We start from the raw sequence: 19,491 nt of genomic DNA, 5'->3' as shown, positions 1-19,491 counted from the left end.
TAGCAGGATGGGGGCATGAGGATCGTCAAGAAGACCCATGCCTGTGTCCGGCTGGAGAAGGACGGGCGGGCGCTCGTCATCGACCCCGGCACGTTCAGCGAGGAGGACGCCGCGCACGGCGCCGACGTCCTTCTCGTCACCCACGAGCATCCCGACCACTTCGACGCCGGCCGGCTCCGTGCCGCGCTGGAGGCGAACCCGGCTGCCGTCCTGTGGACCCTGCGCAGCGTCGCCGACGAGCTCTCGGCGGCCTTCCCCGGCCGGGTGCGCACCGTGGGCAACGGCGACGCGTTCGAAGCCGCGGGGTTCGACGTGCAGGTGCACGGCGAGCTGCACGCCGTGATCCATCCGGACATCCCGCAGATCACGAACGTCGGTTTCCTCGTGGACGGTTCGGTCTTCCACCCCGGTGACGCCTTCACCGTTCCCGACCACCCGGTCGAGACGCTGATGCTGCCGGTGCACGCGCCGTGGAGCAAGATCTCCGAAGTCATCGACTACGTACGCGAGGTCGCGCCCCGGCAGGCCGTCGACGTCCACGACGCCTACCTCGCCGACCTCGCCCGGCCCATCTACGACCGGCAGATCGAGGCTCTCGGCGGCGCCGACCACGCCCGTCTCGCCCCCGGCGAGGCACGCGACCTGTGACTGTCGGACCTCCCCGTTAGGCTTGCGGACATGCGTATCGCCACGTGGAACGTCAACTCGATCACCGCCCGGCTGCCGCGGCTGCTGGCCTGGCTGGAGAGCAGCGGCACCGATGTGCTGTGCATCCAGGAGACCAAGTGCACCGAGGAGCAGTTCCCCGCCGAGGCCCTCCGGGAGCTCGGCTACGAGTCCGCGGTCAACGCCACGGGACGGTGGAACGGCGTGGCGCTGGTCTCCCGAGTGGGCCTCGACGACGTGGTCAGGGGCCTGCCCGGCGGCCCCGACTACGAGGGTGTCGAGGAGCCGCGGGCGATCTCCGCGACCTGCGGTCCCGCCCGCGTCTGGTCGGTCTACGTGCCCAACGGCCGGGAGGTCGCCCACGACCACTACGGCTACAAGCTGCGCTGGCTGGAGGCACTGTCCGCGGCGGTGGCCGAGGACGCCGCGGGTGAGCGTCCGTTCGCGGTCATGGGCGACTTCAACATCGCACCGACCGACGACGACGTGTGGGACCTGTCCGCGTTCGAGGGGCTGACGCATGTCACCCCGCCCGAGCGGGCGGCGCTGGAGGCGCTGCGCAAGCGCGGCCTGTCGGACGTGGTGCCCCGCCCGCTGAAGTACGACCACGCCTTCACGTACTGGGACTACCGCCAGCTGTGCTTCCCCAAGAACCGCGGCATGCGCATCGACCTGGTCTACGGCAACGAGACGTTCGCCAAGGCGGTCAAGGACAGTTACGTCGACCGGGAGGAGCGCAAGGGCAAGGGTGCGTCCGACCATGCACCCGTTGTTGTCGATCTGGACACGTAGCGTTTGTTGACGCGCGCCCAGTGGTGCGTGCGGCTACGGGGATGCGAGGCTGAGCAGTATGAACATCCCTTTCTTGGACAACTGGCTCAGGCGCCGTGAGGACGAACGGGAGCACGGGGCAACGGCCGCTGCGAAGGGGGACGACCCCGAGCGCGCGGCGGCCGTCACCGAGCTGCTGTCCGAGTGCGAGCTGCTGCGTGTCCGAGCGGGGCAGGCGGGGCTCGAACTGGATGATTCGCCAAGCTCGTTGACGGCCCTCGACCAGTTGCCGCCGCGCTGGCGCGACGACCCCGAGGAGCTGCCCTGGCTGGGTAACGACGCGGGGCTGTATCTGGGCACGGTCATCGTGCGATCCGTCCCCGGTGCGTCCTGGCACATCTGGCCGGGTGGCCATCCGGTGGTGCGGCTCGCCTCCGGCCGCGAGATCAGCGTCGTCGAGGCCGGGCTGGAATGGGCGGTCAACGGCGCGCCCGAACTCTCCCAGGTCTACGCGGAGGCCGCGGAGGCCTGACCCCGTCCCCGCCCGTGCGCCGGAAGGCCGACCCGCCACCGCACTCCGCCGACCGGCTGACTTCTCGATTTATACGGCTTATGTCGTGTTTACGTGTCGGGCGTGAAGTGCCTTTACCGGCTGGATAGTTTGCGCTGACTCGACACAGCGAAAAGGGGCAGGGCAGCGTATGGTCGTCGATCTGTTGATCGAGCTGCGGGATGTCAACCAACATGCGGGGTGGAGGAGTTCCTCTGTGCGGGCGCGCCCATCACGCCGGGATTCGACTACGATTTACCGTTCATCCCCAGGGGCGCTGCTGCCCGGGGCTCCCCCCGCACCCATCGGGGGGTAGGAGGAACCTCTGCGCCCGGGGTGCGGGGGATACCAGGGGGCAGCAGCTCATGGAGCACCACCTTCCCTGCCGGGTGGCAGGGGGCCCGGCGGCAGCCGGTGATCACTTCTCGCGCAGCGGGACCGACAGATACGACGGGTCGGCCGCGGGCGAGGAGAAGGTCAGCTGCGCGCCGGCCGGGTTGTGCTCGATGTAGAGCGGGTCGACGGTGTCGACGACCACGGCGAGACGGTGGCCGGCCGGGACGTCGTAGGCGGTGGAGAACAACTCCAGGTCTACGGCGAACGGCTGACCGGGCGTCCTGCCGTGGAAGGTGTACGGCGCGTTGCTGACCAGCTTGCCGAGGCCGAGCGGGCCCACGTCGTAGAGGTATGCGACGAGGGTGCCGCTCTCCTTGGTACTGGTCACCGTGGTGTGCAGCTTCGCGGTGCCGCGGACCTGTTGTTCCGAGCCGTGGCGCTCCGACTGCCACACGGCCGCGAAGGACCGTGGCAGCAACGGGATCGAGGCCATCGGCGGCAGCTTGGCGAACTGGTCCAGCAAGCTGGACAGGAAGATCACCCCACCGTTCGCCCCGGAATCGACATCGGCACGGATCTTCCTGTCGCCGCCCAGTGCGATCTTCCGCCGGTCCGTACCCACCGACTTCCAGTCGGGGTAGGTCTCGTACGCACCGGTGGAGCGGGACTTGAGGCGTACGGGGGCCTCGCGGTCCACCCCGTTGTCGACGCCCTTGAGGTGATGGTCGAACCAGCGCCGGGCACTGGTCCAGGTGTCGTTGGGCAGACCGAGCAGTCCGGTGCCCTCCGCGGTGGCATGGTCGCCCGGGCGGAACTCCAGGCGCTTGGGGCCGGTGAGCCGCTCGTAGAAGTCCGCGTACTGGTTGGGCGGGAACAGTGAGTCGCCCCAGGCGTTGCCGAGCATGACGGCCGCGCCGTTGGCGTTGATCTCGTCCACGCGGGTGACGGGGGAACGCTTGCGTCCCCAGTCGATCATCTCCTGCTCCCTCGCCAGGTTGGAGGTGAGGAAGTCGGACATGATCTGCTGGAGTTCGGGGCTGGGCCGCCCCGTGAGGTAGCCGGCGCCGCTGAGCAGCGCCGCGGCCTGCAGGTGCTGGGTGCGGCCGCTGTAGATGGAGTCGATGAGATCGGCCCAGCCGCTGAGGGCGGCCACGGCCTTGATCCGCTTGTCCTGGGCGGCCGCCAGCAGGCTGATCCCGGCGCCGTAGGAGACGCCGGCCATGCCGACCCGCCCGGGGTCGGCGGGGGTGTGGGCCAGCGCCCAGTCGATGACCTTGGAGGCGTCGGCGATGTCGGGTGGACCGGCGGTCTCGATCTCGCCGCCGGACTGCCAGAAGCCGCGTGAGTTGTAACTGACCACCACATAGCCGGAGTCGGCGAGAGCGGTGGCCTGGGCGAGGTACTCGACCTGGGGCATGGCCCAGCTCGTCGGCAGCACGATCACCGGGTAGGTCCGGCCGCTGCCCGCGTCCGGGGGTGTGACGACATTGGCCTTGAGGACGGTGCCGCCGTCGCCCTCGATGTCGACGAACCGCACGGCCGGCGCGGACTCTTCGGCGAGCTGGACCGGGGCGGCCAGGGCTGCAGGGGCAACGCCGGCTGCCGATCCGGCGAGCAGCGCGGCAGAGACGGTACCGATCGCGGTGGTGCGCAGAGCCTTGCGAAGAAGTCCCACGGGTCACTCCTGACTCGTCTGTCCCAACGAAGTGACCCGACGGTAACCGCGAGGCCCTACCGGAGGTAACTCCCCAGTAAGTTACGCCAGCGTAACAATTATTGGACGTGGTGTCAGTGGGAAGTGCACGAGTGGATCGCCCCGAGGACGGCCCCCCGCGGCCCCCGGGCGTGGGGCTTTCCCCCGCCCGCGGAGGCGGGCAGGATCGTCGGCCATGACGGTGCCCGATGTCTTCGACCCACGGATCTACGCCGAGGGACCGCCCCACGCGGCCTTCCGCGAACTGCGCGACCACCACCCGGTCGCCTGGCAGGACGAGTACGAGGTGCTCGGCTGGCCGTCAGGGCCCGGATTCTGGGCCGTCACGAGGCACGCCGACGTCGTCCGCGTACTCAAGGACGCCCGCGCCTTCTCGTCCCACCTCGGGGCCACCCAGATCCGCGACCCGACCCCGCGGACCTCCCGTTCATCCGGCGCATGATGCTCAATCAGGACCCTTCCCCTCGCTGCGCAGGGGAGGCCGCCACCGGCCACGGCCGTCTGCGACGGCTCGTGAGCCGTGCCTTCACCCCCGGCCGCATCGACCGCTTCACCGGCTCCGCACACACCCGCGCCCGCCAACTCCTCGCGGCAGCCGTCGAGTCGGGCGACACCTTCGATCTCGTCCGCACCGTCACCGACGACTACGCCCTGCTCAACCTGGCCGACCTGCTCGGCGTTCCCGAAACCGACCGCGCCCTGCTGCTGAAATGGACCGAACGAGTCATCGCCTACCAGGACCCCGACGAGCCGCCCGTCCTCGGGCCCGACGGCAGGCCCGTCAACCCGCGCTCACCGGCCATGCTGCAGGAGATGTTCGACTACGCCCAGCAGCTCGCCGCGCACAAACGCAGGCATCCCGCGGACGACGTCATGACCTCGCTCGCCACCGGTGAACTCCGCGACGCGGAACTGGAGATGTTCTTCTTCCTGCTCACCGTCGCCGGCAACGACACCGTCCGCAGCGCCGCCCCGGGCGGGTTCCTCGTCCTCGCGGAGCACCCGTCCGAGCAGCGCAGGCTGCGGACGGGCGAGGTGGACACCGGCACGGCCGTCGAGGAGCTGCTGCGCTACCACCCGCCCGTCCTCAGCTTCCGCCGCACCGCGACCGAGGACGTGACCGTCGCCGGGCAGCGGATCCGTGCCGGGGACAAGGTCGTCGTCCTCCATGCCTCGGCCAACCGCGACGAACGGGTCTTCACCGACCCGCAACGCCTCGACCTGACCCGGAACCCCAATCCCCACGTCTCCTTCGGGGACGGTCCGCACGTCTGCCTCGGCGCCCATTTCGCGCGGTTGCAACTGCGGGTGCTGCACGAGGAGGCCAGGAACCTGCTGCCACCGTTCGCTCTCGCAGGGCGGCCGCGCAGGCTCGTGTCGAACTTCATCAACGGCATCAAGTCCCTGCTGCTGGCCGAGGACCGCTGACGGGTCGGGTCAGGCCGACGTGCGGTGCGAACCGCGTGCCGCGGGCAGCGCCGCCTGCGCCGAGCGCGTCACATCGGCGACGAGTTCGACGACATCGGGGCCGTACGCCTGGGAGTTGACGACCTTCAGCAGCAGACAGAACGAACTGTTGCCGTGCTTGCGCGCGAGCTTCTCGTGGTGGCGGGCCAGATAGCGGGTGGCCGCCTGGTTCGTGATGGCGCGCTGGCCGCAGAAGAGGAACACGGGACGAGCTTCCTCGCCTGCCGACAGCCGGGCCAGCAGGACATACTCGGCCACGCCCGGCTCCATGCGGTAGCGCTCGGAGCCGACCTGGAACGCGCCCTGGTCCGGGCCCGGTTCGGCATCCGTGTTGATCTTCACACCCGGCAGCATGGAATGCAGATGCGCGGCCATCCGCCGATTGGACACCGGCCCGCCGACGCAGAACTCGGTACGCTCACCGAACCCCTGCTGGGCTATGTCGTGCCAGACGATCTGCGCATTGGCGCCGCAGTCCTTCACCAGTGCGGCCAGCTCCAGCAGCGCGAACACGTCGAAACGGTGGACGGACCCGTCGCGCCCGGCTTCCCGGTTGACGACAAGCACGCATTCGGAGTTCCCCGGCAGACCGAAGAACTCCTGCTTGCGGCGGAGTTTGCGCCGCCAGAGATACGTGCGGGTGAGCCAGCCGAGCGTGGCGCTGATCCCCGCTGCCACCACACCGAGCACGATGTTGCGAACGTCGTCAGTCATGGGCGCGCATGTTAGCGCTGTCCGCGGAATGTTGTTCGAGGCGGTCCTGACGTCCGGGCCGCACGAAAGTTACGCTGCGCTGACGCACGCCCACAGGAGGTACGGATGCGTCGACCCGTCGTACGGAATGTGTCGGTACTGGCCGTGGCCGTGGCCGCGGCCGTCGTCTCGGTCGGGGCCGCCGCCCCGCCGCCACACTCCCCGCCCGGCACGCCGCACACCCGACCGGCGACAGCACACGCCACGACCCCGGTGCACGCCAAGACCCCGGTCGCCGTCGGGCACGGCGGCGCCGTCGCCAGCGTCGACGCCGACGCGTCCGCCGCCGGGATCGAGGTCTTGCGAGGCGGCGGCAACGCGGTGGACGCGGCTGTGGCGACCGCCGCCGCTCTCGGCGTCACCGAGCCGTACTCCGCGGGTATCGGGGGCGGTGGCTATTTCGTCCACTACGACGCGAGGACCCGCACGGTCCGCACGATCGACGGCCGCGAGACCGCCCCGCGTTCCGCCGACGCCTCCCTGTTCCTGGAGAACGGCACGCCCATCCCGTTCGAGGAGGGCATGACGTCCGGCCTCGGCGTCGGGACGCCGGGCACGCCCGCGACATGGGAGACCGCGCTGGACGCCTGGGGGAGCCGGCCGCTGAAGCAGCTGCTGAAGCCCGCCGAGCGCCTGGCCGAGGACGGGTTCACCGTCGACGCCACGTTCCGCTCCCAGACCGCGGCCAACCAGGCACGCTTCGCCGACTTCCCCGCCACGGCCGAACTGTTCCTGCCCGGCGGGCAGTTGCCGGTCGTCGGGTCGGTCGTCAAGAACCCCGACCTCGCCCGCACCTACAAGGAACTCGGCCGCCACGGCGTCGGCGCCCTCTACAACGGCCCGATCGCCGACGACATCGTGCGCACCGTGCAGGACCCGCCCGTCGCCGAGGGTGCCACCAGGGTGGTGCGTCCGGGCGATCTGACCCGCCAGGACCTCCGGGCGTACGACACCGTCCGCCGCGAGCCGACGAGGGTGAACTACCGGGGGCTGGGCGTCTACGGCATGGCGCCGTCCTCGTCCGGTGGCACCAGCGTCGGCGAGGCCCTCAACATCCTTGAGCGCACCGACCTTTCCCGGGCCACACCGAAGCAGTATCTGCACCGCTTCATCGAGGCGAGCCGGATCGCGTTCGCGGACCGCGGACGGTGGGTCGGCGACCCGGCGTTCGAGGACGTGCCCGTCCGGGGGCTGCTGTCGCAGCGTTTCGCCGACTCGCGCGAGTGCCTGATCAAGGACGACGCCGTACTGACAAGTCCGCTCGCCCCCGGCGACCCGCGCCGGCCCGGGGCGTGCGGTGCGACCGGGCGGGCCGCGCCGACCACGTACGAGGGCGAGAACACCACACACCTGACGACCGCCGACCGGTGGGGCAACGTCGTCGCGTACACCCTGACGATCGAGTCCACGGGCGGCAGCGGGATCACCGTGCCCGGCCGGGGCTTCCTGCTCAACAACGAGCTCACCGACTTCTCGTTCGCACCGGCCGACCCCGCCGTCCACGACCCCAACCTGCCGGGGCCCGGAAAGCGGCCGCGGTCCTCCATCTCGCCGACGATCGTGCTCGATCGCCACGACCGGCCCGTGCTGGCACTCGGCTCACCCGGGGGCGCGACCATCATCACCACCGTGCTGCAGACCCTGACGGGGCACCTGGACCGGGGGCTGCCGCTCGTCGAGGCGATCGCCGCGCCGCGGGCGAGCCAGCGCAACCAGACGACGACGGAATTGGAACCGGCGCTGTGGAACAGCCGGCTGCGCACGTCACTGGAGGCGCTGGGCCATGCGTTCCGGCAGAACCCGGAGATCGGCGCGGCGACCGGTGTCCAGAGGCTGCCGGACGGGCGGTGGCTGGCAGCGGCCGAGAAGGTGCGCCGGGGAGGCGGTTCGGCGATGGTCGTGCGGCCCGGCAGCTGACCGCCGGGACCGGTGGGGGCGCGTCCGGCGCGCGTCCGTCCGGGCCGGCCGGCCGGGGTGTCCGGCCCCCGATCGGCCGGGGGCCGGTAACCCGTCCGGCGGTGCATCCGAGGCGCTTCGCGGATGTGCGGGTAGGGAGCGTTCCGACAGAAAGGCTCCTCCTGTGCGCATGCGAAACACCGCTCTGGCCGCGGCCACCGGTTCCCTCCTGCTCGCCGCCGCGGCATTTCCCGCCTTCGCCCAGCCCGCGACGCCGAACTCATCCGTGGCCCTGCGGGCCGGGGCCCGGACCGAAGGGAGCGTCCCGGCAGCCGATCTGCTGGCCGCGCTCGAGGGCTGCCGGCAGATCTCGAAGGGCAGGTACCGCTCGGACAGCGGCACCGCGGCGAACATCCCCGTCTGCGAGCAGAACGGCGCGGTGTACTGGAAGGCCGACCTGGACATCGACTGCGACGGCATCCGCACCGCGAAGTGCAACACCACGACCGACGGGTACTTCCAGCCGAACACCTCCTTCCAGGCGTCCGACGGGGAGCATCTGAACGCCGAGAAGCTTCCGTTCGTCGTGGTGCCGGGCCCGAGCCCCCTGTGGGACTACCGGCAGTCCGGCATCCGCGGAGGCACCGTGGCGGCGCTCGTCTACGGCGACCGTGTCGTGTACGGCGTCGTCGGTGACACCGGACCGACCGGGATCATCGGCGAGGCGTCGTATGCGGCGGCGGAGGCGCTCGGCATCGATCCGCACCCCACGAACGGCGGTACGGACTCGGGGGTCACGTACATCCTGTTCAAGAACACGCGGGTGTCGCCGATCGAGAGCCACTCTGCGGCCGTGGAGCTGGGCGACAGTCTGGCCCGGCAGTTCGCCGGCATTGCGCAGCCCGAGCCGAAGCCTGCGAAGGGGCCCGGGGCCGAGCCCAAGCCTGCGACGGGCCCCGGGGCCGCGCCGACGAAGGTCCCGACGAGCGAACGGAAGGCGAACCCGGAAGGGGATCCGGACCGCGAGCCGACGACGGACCGGGCCGCGGATCCTGAAGCCGAGCCGAAGCCGAAGCCGATGCCGGAAGCGGAAGCGGAAGCGGGGCCGCGGGCCGGGCAGCCGGACGGCAGCCATGGACAGGCGGGCTGAGACCTGCCGCAGGAACGCCTGGTCACGACCGATCAGGCAGGACGCCGTACGCTCGCGGCGGCAGTGCAACGACGCGGACCGGCCGGCGTAGGCCCGGTCCCCGCCCCGGAGAATGGAGCCGTGTGACCGAGGACATCGTCGCGTCCGTGGTACGGCAGTGGCTGGCGGTCGATCCGGGACTCGACACCGGGCCGATGGAGCTCATCGGCCGGATCAACCGCTGTGCCGCGCTCCTTCAGCAGGCGGAGGACGCCCCCCTGCGGGCCGCAGGGCTGACCCGCGCCGAGTTCGACCTGCTCGGCGCGGTGCGCCGGACCCAGCGGGAGCTCACCGCGGGGGAGCTGGCCCGTGAGACGTTCTCCTCGGGTACGGCGGTGACCAAGCGTCTGCGCTCGCTCCAGGAGCTGGGGCTGGTCGCGCGCCGCGACGACGACCGTGACCGCCGGGTCGCCCGCGTCGGCCTCACCGAGGAGGGGCGTGCCCTGGTCGACCGCCTGCTGCCGGAGCAGCTCGCCTACGAGCGCACGGTGCTGTCCGGACTCGACGAGGAGGCGCGGGGCAGGCTCAGCTCGCAGCTCAGTGAGCTGCTGGTGCAGCTGGAGGCGCGCATCGGCGCCGCTCACCGCTGAGTCAGAGCGCCGTCAGGATCCGGGGGCCGTCGTCCGTGATGGCGACCGTGTGTTCGGCGTGGGACGCGCGGCTGCCGTCCGCCGTGCGGATGGTCCAGCCGTCGCGGGCTGTGAAGTACTCGTCGCGCCCGCCCGCCACGACCATCGGCTCGATCGCGAGGACCATTCCGTGGCGCAGCGGCATGCCCCGGCCGGGCCGTCCCTCGTTCGGTACGCCCGGGTCCTCGTGCATGCGCCGGCCCACGCCGTGTCCGCCGAAGCCGTCCGGGATGCCGTAGCCCGCCGTGCGGCACACGCGTCCGACGGCGTGGGCGATGTCGCCGATGCGGTTGCCGACCACGGCCGCCGCGATGCCCGCTGCGAGGGCTTGCTCGGCGGTGCGGATGAGCCGTGTGTCGGCCGGGCGGGCGCGGCCCACCGTGAAGCTGACGGCCGCGTCGCCGACCCAGCCCGCGCGGATCGCGCCGCAGTCGACGCTGACCAGGTCGCCGTCGCGGAGCCGGTAGTCGCCCGGGATGCCGTGCACGATCGCGTCGTTGACCGATGTGCAGAGCACGGCCGGGAACGGGACCGGCGCCCAGTCGGGGTGATAGCCGAGGAACGGGGACCCGGCCCCGGCGTCGTCGAGCACCGCCCGCGCCGCCGCGTCGAGGTCGCGCAGGGCGACGCCCACGGCGGCCGCCTCACGCGCCGCGGTCAGTGCCTCGGCCACGATCCGGCCGGCTTCGCGCATCGCCTCGATCGACGCGTCTGTCTTGATCTCCACCATGCCAATTACTATACCGGTTCAACCGTTATTCTCATACCGGTCGATGCGGCATTACAATAACGGCATGGTGCGCACCCCTCTCACCCCCGAAGAGCGCGAACGCGGCGAGCGGCTCGGCCGGCTCCTCCGTCAGGCGCGCGCCGGCCGCAGCATGGTGGAGGTCGCAGCTGCGGCCGGAGTGTCCGCCGAGACCCTGCGGAAGATCGAGACGGGCCGTGCCCCGACCCCCGCCTTCTTCACCGTCGCCGCACTCGCCGCGGTCCTCGGCCTGTCCATGGACGAACTGATCGTGAGCTGTGCGCTGGTGCCGGCCGCCTGAGCCGGCGAGGCGAACGACCGGCCGGGGCATGACGGGCCGCGGAGGCTCACGTACGCTCGGCGTCGTGAGTGCCGAGAAGTTCGCCAGTGCCAGATACGTCAGCGTCACCACGTTCCGCAGGAACGGGACCGGAGTGGCCACGCCCGTGTGGTTCGCCGTGGACGACGGGGAGTTGTTCGTCTGGACGCGGTCGGACTCCTGGAAGGTCAAGCGCCTGCGCAACGACAGCCGCGTCGTCATCACCGTGTGCGACGCGCGCGGCAGGGTCACCGACGGTGCGCCCACCGCCGAGGGCACGGCCCGCCTGCTCGACGCGGCCGGCACCGGCACGGTGCGCAAGCTGCTGTCCCGCAAGTACACCTGGCAGTTCTGGGCGGTCGACCTGCCCGCGACGATCGCGCGGCTCGGAAAACGGCCCCACACGGGCATCGCCGTCACCTTCTGAAAACAGCGCGTAGCAGCCCCGTAACACAACTGCGGTCGAATGCCACCGGTCCTACCTCCCAACAGGTGTCAGGGTGGCGATGACGGTGTATCAACTCCCCGTGGCTGTCGGGGTGTTCGCGCGATACCTCGGAGAGCTGGTCGGACGTCCGGAGCGTACGGACGGCTGGTACGGCATCTTCCGGCAGCGGGACCCCGACGGGATGCGGGCCTGTCTGGACGGAATCGAGATCCCGCCCTGGGACGTGGTCGAATCCCTCCTCCAGGACCTCGTGTCCGTACGGGGGGCGGCGTACGCCGCACAGGAATCGGGCCGTGCCCGTGCGCTCCACGCGGCGGCCGCGGCGGCGCACGACCGGCGGCCAGGCGGCCGGGAGGCGCTTCAGGAGCGCCTGGAGCTGATGGGCACCGAGCGGCAGTACGCGAGGGACCGGGCGGAACAGCTGCTGCGGCTGCTGTCCGCCGAGCCCGAGGGCACCGTGGAGGCGGAGCGGCTGGGCAACGAACTGGCCTGGACCCGCGACGACCACGACCGTGCGGCAGCGCGGGTGACGGAACTGGCGGCACGGCTGGGCGCCTTGGGCGCACCGGCACCTGCACCCGCACCCGAACCCCCAGCCGTCCCCGCACCCGCACCCGCGGTCCCGCGCCAGTGGAACCCGGCCGCGGGCCGCCCGGCGGAGCGGCGGTCCGATGGCTCCACACAAGCCGCGCCGACGGGCGCGACCGGTGGATGGGGCGATCCGCCCGGCCCGGATCCTGCGCCGACGGACGACGCGACGGGCGGCTGGTTCCGTCCCGCCCCGGACGAACGCCCCCACCCGCACCCGGTGGACGAGCCGCCGTACGGTTCCGGCGCCCTGCCGGCCGCTGCCCACTCCGAGGCGGCCGCCGGGGGACCGGCCGGCCTGCCGGAAGGGTGGTTCCGGCCCGGCGACGAGGTGTCGGAGCCGGGGGTCGCAGCGGCGGGCGGGCAGCCAGGGGAACGCCCGGGAGCCGCGGCGGCGGGTGCACCCGCGCCCGGCGGCAAGGAGCCCAGGAGCGTCAAGGCCCGCCGGCGCCGTGGCGCCCGGTTCGCCGGGATCGAGGACGACGGGGACGGCGCCGTCGCCGTGCCCGTGCTGCCCGTCGCCGACGACGTCCCCCGAGGGGCGAGATACGGCGGCGCGGCCGCCCCGCTCGCGGCCCCGGTGGTGGAACCCCCTGAGGACGCCGTGCAGTCCGCCCGTGAGACCGTGTCGGCCCTCGGCCGGCTCCGTGCGCTAGGGCGCAGCGGTGAGGCGCATGCCCTGCTCTGCGAGGCCGCGGCACGTCCCGCGGCCTGGCTGCCCGCGCTCGCCGGGGAGCTGCACCGTACGGGCCTCGCCGCGGACTGGGCCACCCTGCTGTGGGAGGTCGCGTCACAGCCCGCCGAGCGGCTGGCCGCGGCAGCCGACGCGCTCACCGCGGCCGGCAGGCCCGACGACGGGCGGCAGGTGCTGCGGCAGGGGGTCTCCCGCCCGGCGGAGGAGATCGCCGACACCGTGATCGCGTTGGAGGAGGACGGACTGGCCGCGAGATCCGGCGCGTTGCTGGCCGCATTCGTGCAGGTGCGCACGGCGGAGGACACGGCAAAGGTGGCCGACCGCGACCCCGCGCTCCTCGTCCCGCGGCTGCTCGCCGCGGCCCGGGCCGTGTCCGCGGCGCGTGAGCGGGATCTCGTCCACGCGCTGCGTGTGGCGGGGCACCTCGGGGCCTGACCACGGCGGAAATCCGACAGAAATCGACCGCTCGGGTGCGAAACATGATCGACTCCGCGGGTTGACGACGATGGTCTTGCCCCAGTGTGTGACGAGGCTTACGTTCTCCTCCTACGCATTGCATCTACGTGCGTAGAGGCTCTCTGGCGTCCCGTCGAAGGAGCAGCTCATGACCCATGTCGTACGCGCCGCCCTTGTCCAGGCCACCTGGACCGGCGACACCGAATCCATGATTGCCAAGCACGAGGAACACGCCCGCGAGGCCGCCCGCCAGGGCGCCAAGGTCATCGGATTCCAAGAGGTCTTCAACGCTCCGTACTTCTGCCAGGTGCAGGACGCCGAGCACTACCGGTGGGCGGAGCCCGTCCCCGACGGTCCGACCGTCCGGCGGATGCAGGAGCTCGCCCGCGAGACCGGCATGGTGATCGTGGTCCCGGTCTTCGAGCTCGAAGGCGCCGGTTTCTACTACAACACCGCTGCCGTCATCGACGCCGACGGCAGCTACCTCGGCAAATACCGCAAGCACCACATCCCCCAGGTCAAGGGCTTCTGGGAGAAGTTCTACTTCCGGCCGGGCAACGCGGGCTGGCCGGTGTTCGACACCGCGGTCGGCAAGGTCGGCGTCTACATCTGCTACGACCGCCACTTCCCCGAGGGCTGGCGCCAACTCGGCCTGGGCGGAGCCCAGCTGGTCTACAACCCGTCCGCCACCCACCGCGGACTCTCCTCCTACCTCTGGCAGCTGGAACAACCCGCAGCGGCCGTCGCCAACGAGTACTTCATCGCTGCCATCAACCGCGTCGGCATCGAGGAGTACGGCGACAACGACTTCTACGGCACCAGCTACTTCGTCGACCCGCGCGGCCAGTTCGTCGGCGAGGTCGCCAGCGACAAGGCCGAGGAACTGGTCGTACGCGACCTCGACTTCGACCTGATCGACACCGTCCGCCAGCAGTGGGCGTTCTACCGCGACCGGCGCCCCGACGCGTACGACGGGCTGGTGCAGCCGTGAGCGACCTGTACTCCCGTCACAAGGCCGTCCTGCCCGACTGGCTCGCCCTCTACTACGGCAGCCCGATCGAGATCACGCACGGCGAGGGCCGCCACGTCTGGGACGCGGACGGCAACCGCTACCTCGACTTCTTCGGCGGCATCCTCACCACCATGACCGCCCACGCCCTGCCCGAGGTCACCAAGGCGGTGAGCGACCAGGCCGGGCGGATCATCCACTCGTCCACCCTCTACCTCAACCGCCCCATGGTGGAGCTCGCCGAGCGGATCGCCGCGCTGTCCGGCATCCCCGACGCCCGCGTCTTCTTCACCACCTCCGGCACCGAGGCCAACGACACCGCCCTGCTCCTCGCCACCGCCCGCCGCCGCTCCAACCAGATCCTGGCGATGCGCAACAGCTACCACGGCAGGTCGTTCTCCGCGGTCTCCATCACCGGCAACCAGGCCTGGTCGCCGACCACCCTCTCCCCGCTGCAGACGCTGTACGTGCACGGCGGCGTCCGCACCCGTGGCCCCTTCGCCCAGCTGTCCGACGCGCAGTTCACCGAGGCCTGCGTCGCCGACCTGGAGGACCTCCTCGGCCACACCCGCGACGTCGCCGCGTTCATCGCCGAACCGGTCCAGGGCGTCGGCGGCTTCACCTCACCGCCCGACGGGCTGTACGCCGCGTTCCGCGAGGTTCTCGACCGGCACGGCATCCTGTGGATCTCCGACGAGGTGCAGACCGGCTGGGGCCGCACCGGCGACCACTTCTGGGGCTGGCAGGCGCACGCCGAGAACGGCCCGCCGGACATGCTCACCTTCGCCAAGGGCATCGGCAACGGCATGTCGGTCGGCGGAGTCGTGGCCCGCGCCGAGGTGATGAACAGCCTCGACGCCAACTCCATCTCCACCTTCGGCGGTTCGCCCGTCACCATGGCCGCCGGCCTCGCCAACTTGTCCTACCTGCTCGAACACGATTTGCAGGGCAACGCCCGGCGCGTCGGCGGGCTGCTCCTCGAGCGGCTGCGCGCGGTCGCCGCCGCGGTCCCTGCCGTACGCGAGGTACGCGGCCGCGGGCTGATGGCCGGCATCGAACTGGTCCGGCCCGGCACGGACCGGGCCGACCCCGAGGCGGCGGCCCGAGTGCTCGAGTCCACCCGCGAGAACGGCCTGCTGATCGGCAAGGGCGGCGGTCACAACACCAGCGTCCTGCGCATCGCCCCGCCACTGTCGCTCACCGTCGCAGAGGCGGAGGAGGGCGCCGCCGTCCTCGAACAGGCCCTGCGCAGCCTCTGATACGAACCGAGGAGACCATGAGCACCCGCACCCTGATCCGCGGCGGTCTCGTCATCACCGCCGCCGACGAGATCCACGCCGACGTCCTCGTCGACGACGGCCGGATCGCCGCACTCGCCGCCCACGGGACCGCCGCAGCGGAGTCGTGGACCGCGGACCGCACCATCGACGCCACCGGAAAGTACGTCGTCCCGGGAGGCGTCGACGCACACACGCACATGGAGCTGCCGTTCGGCGGCACCTTCGCCTCCGACACCTTCGAGACCGGCACCCGGGCAGCGGCCTGGGGCGGCACGACGACCATCGTCGACTTCGCCGTGCAGTCGGTGGGGCGCTCGCTGCGCGAAGGGCTGGACGCCTGGTACGCCAAGGCCGACGGCAACTGCGCCATCGACTACGCGTTCCACATGATCCTCTCCGACGTCAACGAGTCGTCGCTGAAGGAGATGGACCACCTGGTGGCGGAGGGCATCACGTCCTTCAAGCTCTTCATGGCCTACCCGGGCGTCTTCTACAGCGACGACGGGCAGATCCTGCGCGCCATGCAACGCTCGTCGTCCAACGGCGGGCTGATCATGATGCACGCCGAGAACGGCATCGCCATCGACGTTCTCGTCGAACAGGCACTGGCCCGCGGCGAGACGGATCCGCGCCACCACGGCGAGGTCCGCAAGGTACTGCTGGAGGCCGAGGCGACGCATCGCGCCATCCAGCTCGCCCGGGTCGCCGGCGCACCGCTGTACGTCGTGCACGTCTCGGCGGAGGAGGCCGTCGCCGAGATCGCCGCGGCCCGCGACAAGGGGCTCAACGTCTTCGGCGAGACCTGCCCGCAGTATCTGTTCCTGTCCACGGACAACCTCGCCGAGCCCGACTTCGAGGGCGCCAAGTACGTGTGCTCCACCCCGCTGCGCCCGCGGGAGCACCAGGCGGCACTGTGGCGCGGGCTGCGCACCAACGACCTCCAGGTGGTCTCCACCGACCACTGCCCGTTCTGCTTCAGTGGCCAGAAGGACCTGGGCCGCGGCGACTTCTCCAAGATCCCCAACGGTCTGCCGGGCGTGGAGAACCGGATGGACCTGCTCCACCAGGCCGTCGTCGACGGGCACATCAGCCGCCGCCGCTGGATCGAGATCGCCTGCGCGACACCGGCCAGGATGTTCGGCCTCTACCCCAAGAAGGGCACCATCGCGCCCGGGGCGGACGCGGACGTCGTCATCTACGACCCGCACGCCCGGCAGACGATCTCCGCCGAAACGCACCACATGAACGTCGACTACTCGGCGTACGAGGGCAAGGCCGTCACCGGACAGGTGGAGACCGTGCTCTCGCGCGGCGAAGTGGTCATCGACCAGCGGAAGTTCACCGGCCGGGCCGGCCACGGTAGCTACACCCCCCGCTCCACCTGCCAGTATCTGAACTAGCCCAGGAGGCCCCGACGTGGACTTCGGACTCGTCCTGCAGACCGACCCGCCCGCATCCGCGGTCGTCGGACTGATGCGGCGCGCGGAACGCAACGGATTCCGCTACGGCTGGACCTTCGACTCCGCGGTGCTGTGGCAGGAGCCGTTCGTCATCTACAGCCGGATCCTCGAGCACACGCAGAAGCTCATCGTGGGGCCCATGGTGACCAACCCGGGCACCCGCACCTGGGAGGTCACCGCCTCCACCTTCGCCACCCTCAACGACATGTACGGCAACCGCACCGTGTGCGGAATCGGGCGCGGCGACTCCGCGATGCGCGTCGCCGGCCGCAGACCGAACACCCTGGCCCGCCTGGGCGAGGCCATCGGCGTCATCCGCGACCTGGCCGAGGGGCGCGAGGCGGAGGTCGACGGGCAGCCGGTGCGGCTGCCGTGGGTGAAGGGCGGCAAGCTGCCCGTGTGGATGGGTGCGTACGGGCCGAAGGCACTGGCGCTCGCCGGGCAGAAGGCCGACGGCTTCATCCTCCAGCTCGCCGACCTGTATCTGACGGAGTGGATGGTCAAGGCCGTGCGTGCGGCTGCCGCCGACGCCGGTCGCGACCCCGCGTCCGTCACCGTCTGTGTCGCCGCCCCGGCGTACGTCGGCGACGATCTCGCGCACGCCCGGGAGCAGTGCCGGTGGTTCGGCGGCATGGTCGGCAACCACGTCGCCGACCTCGTCTCACGCTACGGCGAGCACTCGGACATGGTGCCCGAGGCGCTCACCGCGTACATCAAGGAACGGCACGGCTACGACTACAGCCACCACGGGCGAGCCGGGAACCCGTCCACGGACTTCGTCCCGGACGAGATCGTCGACCGGTTCTGCCTGCTGGGGCCCGCCGAGGCGCACATCGAGAAGCTGAAGGCCCTGCGCGACCTGGGAGTCGACCAGTTCGCCGTCTACAACATGCACGACGCGAAGGAAGCGACGATCGACGCGTACGGAGCGGAGATCATCCCCGCACTCACCAGATGACCATCGGCTGAAAGGTCACGCAGCATGACCGCGACCGTCCCGCCCGTGCAGCCCGAAGGATCCACAGCCGAATCGGCGGGACGCGTCGAGCTCCCACCCGGCACCCACCTCGCCGACAGCCGTTTCGTCAACGACGACCTGCTGCCCGTACCGGTCGCACGGCGCCGCTGGACGACGTACAACTTCGCGGCGCTGTGGGTCGGCATGGCGCACAACATCCCTTCCTGGCTCCTCGCCTCCGGTCTCGTCGCGCTCGGCATGGACTGGAAGCAGGCCGTGTTCACCATCGCGCTCGCCAACGTCATCGTGCTCGCGCCGATGCTGCTCACCGGGCACGCCGGACCGAAGTACGGCATCCCGTTCCCGGTACTCGCCCGTGCCTCGTTCGGGCTGCGCGGCGCCAACCTGCCGGCGATGATCCGGGCCGGGGTGGCGTGCGCCTGGTTCGGCATCCAGACCTGGATCGGCGGCCAGGGAATCTTCGTGCTGCTCGGCAAGCTGTTCGGCGGCTGGGCCGAGGCGGCGACGATCGGCGGCCAGCCATGGACGCTGTGGGTGTGCTTCGTCTTCTTCTGGGTCCTCCAACTGGCCATCATCTACCGGGGAATGGAGACACTGCGCCGCTTCGAGAACTGGGCCGCGCCGTTCGTCATCGTCGGCGCGCTGGTGCTGCTGGTGTGGATCGCCGACAAGGCGGGCGGCCTCGGGCCGCTGCTCGACCAGCCGTCGCAGCTCGGCTGGGGCGCCGACTTCTGGCCGGTCTTCTTCCCCTCCCTCATGGGCATGATCGCCTTCTGGTCCACCCTCTCGCTCAACATCCCCGACTTCACCCGCTTCGGAGCGGGCCAGCGGGCCCAGGTCTGGGGCCAGACACTCGGCCTGCCCACCACGATGACGCTCTTCGCCCTGCTGTCCGTCTTCGTCACCTCCGGCTCCCAGGCCGTGTACGGGGCGGCGGTCTGGGACCCGGTGGCGCTCGCGGCGAAGACCGACAACGTCTTCGGGCTGCTCTACGCCCTGGTGACGGTGCTCGTCGCCACCATCTCGGTGAACATCGCGGCGAACGTCGTCTCACCCGCGTACGACCTGGCGAACCTGGCGCCGCGCTTCATCAACTTCCGCACCGGCGCCCTGATCACCGGCGTCGTCGGTGTGCTGATCATGCCGTGGAAACTGACCGAGACGCCCGAGCTGTACATCTTCACCTGGCTCGGTCTGGTCGGCGGCCTGCTGGGGACCGTCGCCGGCATCCTCATCGCCGACTACTGGCTGATCCGCCGCACGGTCCTGGACCTGCCCGCGCTGTACACACCCGGCAGCCGGTACTGGTACACGTCCGGCTGGAACCTGCGAGCCGTCGCGGCGTTCCTCGTCGGCGGTGTCCTCGCGATCGGCGGTTCCCACTCCGCCCCCGGCAAGGGGCCCTTCCCCGAGGACGGACTGATCCCCCTACTGCGTCCGCTCGCGGACTACGGATGGGCGGTCGGGCTGGCGGCGTCCCTGCTGCTGTACATGGGGCTGATGAGGGCCGGCGGGCGGCGGACGGCCGTGTGAAATGCG

General features: G+C 71.0%; 16 protein-coding genes and 2 pseudogenes. 15 read left to right on the top strand and 3 right to left on the bottom strand.

Annotated features, from left to right (window positions below; translation table 11 throughout):
- The first annotated feature begins 15 nt into the window (after positions 1 to 15).
- From AC067Z_RS17935 to AC067Z_RS17925, 3 genes are read left to right on the top strand one after another with little or no spacing between them, the layout of a single operon-like run.
- On the top strand, positions 16 to 648 hold the full coding sequence (locus AC067Z_RS17935) for an MBL fold metallo-hydrolase (protein ID WP_478790485.1): 633 nt from the start codon (positions 16 to 18) through the stop codon (positions 646 to 648).
- Positions 649 to 678: 30 nt separating this feature from the next.
- Complete coding sequence (locus AC067Z_RS17930) at positions 679 to 1,458, top strand: exodeoxyribonuclease III (protein WP_478790484.1); 780 nt, start codon at positions 679 to 681, stop codon at positions 1,456 to 1,458.
- 58 nt (positions 1,459 to 1,516) lie between these two features.
- Positions 1,517 to 1,969 carry a DUF6278 family protein gene (locus tag AC067Z_RS17925; RefSeq protein WP_478790483.1) on the top strand — a complete coding sequence of 151 codons (453 nt, stop codon included), beginning with the start codon at positions 1,517 to 1,519 and terminating at the stop codon, positions 1,967 to 1,969.
- Positions 1,970 to 2,405: 436 nt separating this feature from the next.
- On the opposite strand, the gene AC067Z_RS17920 is transcribed toward AC067Z_RS17925, so the two are convergent.
- Positions 2,406 to 3,998 carry a CocE/NonD family hydrolase gene (locus AC067Z_RS17920; protein WP_478790482.1) on the bottom strand — a complete coding sequence of 531 codons (1,593 nt, stop codon included), beginning with the start codon at positions 3,996 to 3,998 and terminating at the stop codon, positions 2,406 to 2,408.
- 214 nt (positions 3,999 to 4,212) lie between these two features.
- Between AC067Z_RS17920 and AC067Z_RS17915 the strand changes: the two are divergent.
- Positions 4,213 to 5,465 (top strand): annotated as a pseudogene (locus AC067Z_RS17915) (cytochrome P450).
- Positions 5,466 to 5,474: 9 nt separating this feature from the next.
- Here the strand turns inward: AC067Z_RS17915 and AC067Z_RS17910 are convergent.
- Entirely contained in the window at positions 5,475 to 6,218 is a 744-nt protein-coding gene (locus AC067Z_RS17910; RefSeq protein WP_478790481.1) for a hypothetical protein, read from the bottom strand.
- 105 nt (positions 6,219 to 6,323) lie between these two features.
- On the opposite strand from AC067Z_RS17910, the gene ggt reads away from it, so the two are divergent.
- The 3 genes and pseudogenes from ggt to AC067Z_RS17895 all read left to right on the top strand — a co-directional run bounded on the left by ggt (position 6,324) and on the right by AC067Z_RS17895 (position 9,932).
- Positions 6,324 to 8,174 (top strand): gamma-glutamyltransferase, encoded by a 1,851-nt coding sequence (gene ggt, locus AC067Z_RS17905; protein ID WP_478790480.1) that lies wholly within the window; start codon positions 6,324 to 6,326, stop codon positions 8,172 to 8,174.
- 163 nt (positions 8,175 to 8,337) lie between these two features.
- Positions 8,338 to 9,039: pseudogene (locus AC067Z_RS17900) on the top strand (glycoside hydrolase family 75 protein); the annotation flags it as partial.
- A gap of 386 nt (positions 9,040 to 9,425) precedes the next feature.
- Complete coding sequence (locus AC067Z_RS17895) at positions 9,426 to 9,932, top strand: MarR family winged helix-turn-helix transcriptional regulator (RefSeq protein ID WP_478790479.1); 507 nt, start codon at positions 9,426 to 9,428, stop codon at positions 9,930 to 9,932.
- A gap of 1 nt (position 9,933) precedes the next feature.
- Here AC067Z_RS17895 and map read toward each other — a convergent pair whose 3' ends face one another.
- The gene (gene map, locus AC067Z_RS17890) at positions 9,934 to 10,701 is read right to left on the bottom strand and encodes a type I methionyl aminopeptidase (RefSeq protein WP_478790478.1); all 768 of its coding nucleotides are present in this window, start codon (positions 10,699 to 10,701) and stop codon (positions 9,934 to 9,936) included.
- A gap of 64 nt (positions 10,702 to 10,765) precedes the next feature.
- Between map and AC067Z_RS17885 the strand changes: the two genes are divergently transcribed.
- The 8 genes from AC067Z_RS17885 to AC067Z_RS17850 all read left to right on the top strand — a co-directional run bounded on the left by AC067Z_RS17885 (position 10,766) and on the right by AC067Z_RS17850 (position 19,485).
- The gene (locus AC067Z_RS17885; protein ID WP_478790477.1) at positions 10,766 to 11,020 is read left to right on the top strand and encodes a helix-turn-helix domain-containing protein; all 255 of its coding nucleotides are present in this window, start codon (positions 10,766 to 10,768) and stop codon (positions 11,018 to 11,020) included.
- Positions 11,021 to 11,084: 64 nt separating this feature from the next.
- The gene (locus tag AC067Z_RS17880) at positions 11,085 to 11,465 is read left to right on the top strand and encodes a PPOX class F420-dependent oxidoreductase (RefSeq protein ID WP_478790476.1); all 381 of its coding nucleotides are present in this window, start codon (positions 11,085 to 11,087) and stop codon (positions 11,463 to 11,465) included.
- Positions 11,466 to 11,565: 100 nt separating this feature from the next.
- Positions 11,566 to 13,203 carry a hypothetical protein gene (locus tag AC067Z_RS17875; protein ID WP_478790475.1) on the top strand — a complete coding sequence of 546 codons (1,638 nt, stop codon included), beginning with the start codon at positions 11,566 to 11,568 and terminating at the stop codon, positions 13,201 to 13,203.
- 169 nt (positions 13,204 to 13,372) lie between these two features.
- A complete protein-coding gene (locus AC067Z_RS17870; protein WP_478790474.1) occupies positions 13,373 to 14,215 on the top strand; it encodes a nitrilase-related carbon-nitrogen hydrolase in 843 nt (280 codons plus the stop codon).
- Positions 14,212 to 15,492, top strand: a complete 1,281-nt coding sequence (locus AC067Z_RS17865) for an aspartate aminotransferase family protein (protein ID WP_478790473.1) — start codon at positions 14,212 to 14,214, stop codon at positions 15,490 to 15,492. The genes AC067Z_RS17870 and AC067Z_RS17865 overlap by 4 nt, the downstream gene beginning before the upstream one ends.
- A gap of 17 nt (positions 15,493 to 15,509) precedes the next feature.
- Positions 15,510 to 16,913: a dihydropyrimidinase gene (gene hydA / locus AC067Z_RS17860; RefSeq protein WP_478790472.1), complete on the top strand. Its 1,404-nt coding sequence runs from the start codon at positions 15,510 to 15,512 to the stop codon at positions 16,911 to 16,913.
- Positions 16,914 to 16,929: 16 nt separating this feature from the next.
- Entirely contained in the window at positions 16,930 to 17,931 is a 1,002-nt protein-coding gene (locus AC067Z_RS17855; RefSeq protein WP_478790471.1) for a TIGR03842 family LLM class F420-dependent oxidoreductase, read from the top strand.
- Positions 17,932 to 17,955: 24 nt separating this feature from the next.
- The gene (locus AC067Z_RS17850; RefSeq protein WP_478790470.1) at positions 17,956 to 19,485 is read left to right on the top strand and encodes an NCS1 family nucleobase:cation symporter-1; all 1,530 of its coding nucleotides are present in this window, start codon (positions 17,956 to 17,958) and stop codon (positions 19,483 to 19,485) included.
- Positions 19,486 to 19,491: the final 6 nt, after the last annotated feature.

This window comes from Streptomyces sp. NPDC043812 (assembly GCF_056436245.1).
The sequence above is the reverse complement of the archived record's forward strand: the minus strand, read 5'-3'. Positions and strand labels throughout refer to the sequence as shown.

Excerpts from the sequence above, each read along its gene's own strand:
- AC067Z_RS17850 (WP_478790470.1), top strand. The coding sequence starts at position 17,956 with ATGACCGCGACCGTCCCGCCCGTGCAGCCCGAAGGATCCACAGCCGAA.
- AC067Z_RS17910 (WP_478790481.1), bottom strand. The coding sequence starts at position 6,218 with ATGACTGACGACGTTCGCAACATCGTGCTCGGTGTGGTGGCAGCGGGG.
- hydA (WP_478790472.1), top strand. The coding sequence starts at position 15,510 with ATGAGCACCCGCACCCTGATCCGCGGCGGTCTCGTCATCACCGCCGCC.
- AC067Z_RS17930 (WP_478790484.1), top strand. The coding sequence starts at position 679 with ATGCGTATCGCCACGTGGAACGTCAACTCGATCACCGCCCGGCTGCCG.
- AC067Z_RS17885 (WP_478790477.1), top strand. The coding sequence starts at position 10,766 with ATGGTGCGCACCCCTCTCACCCCCGAAGAGCGCGAACGCGGCGAGCGG.
- AC067Z_RS17870 (WP_478790474.1), top strand. The coding sequence starts at position 13,373 with ATGACCCATGTCGTACGCGCCGCCCTTGTCCAGGCCACCTGGACCGGC.
- map (WP_478790478.1), bottom strand. The coding sequence starts at position 10,701 with ATGGTGGAGATCAAGACAGACGCGTCGATCGAGGCGATGCGCGAAGCC.
- ggt (WP_478790480.1), top strand. The coding sequence starts at position 6,324 with ATGCGTCGACCCGTCGTACGGAATGTGTCGGTACTGGCCGTGGCCGTG.
- AC067Z_RS17925 (WP_478790483.1), top strand. The coding sequence starts at position 1,517 with ATGAACATCCCTTTCTTGGACAACTGGCTCAGGCGCCGTGAGGACGAA.
- AC067Z_RS17935 (WP_478790485.1), top strand. The coding sequence starts at position 16 with ATGAGGATCGTCAAGAAGACCCATGCCTGTGTCCGGCTGGAGAAGGAC.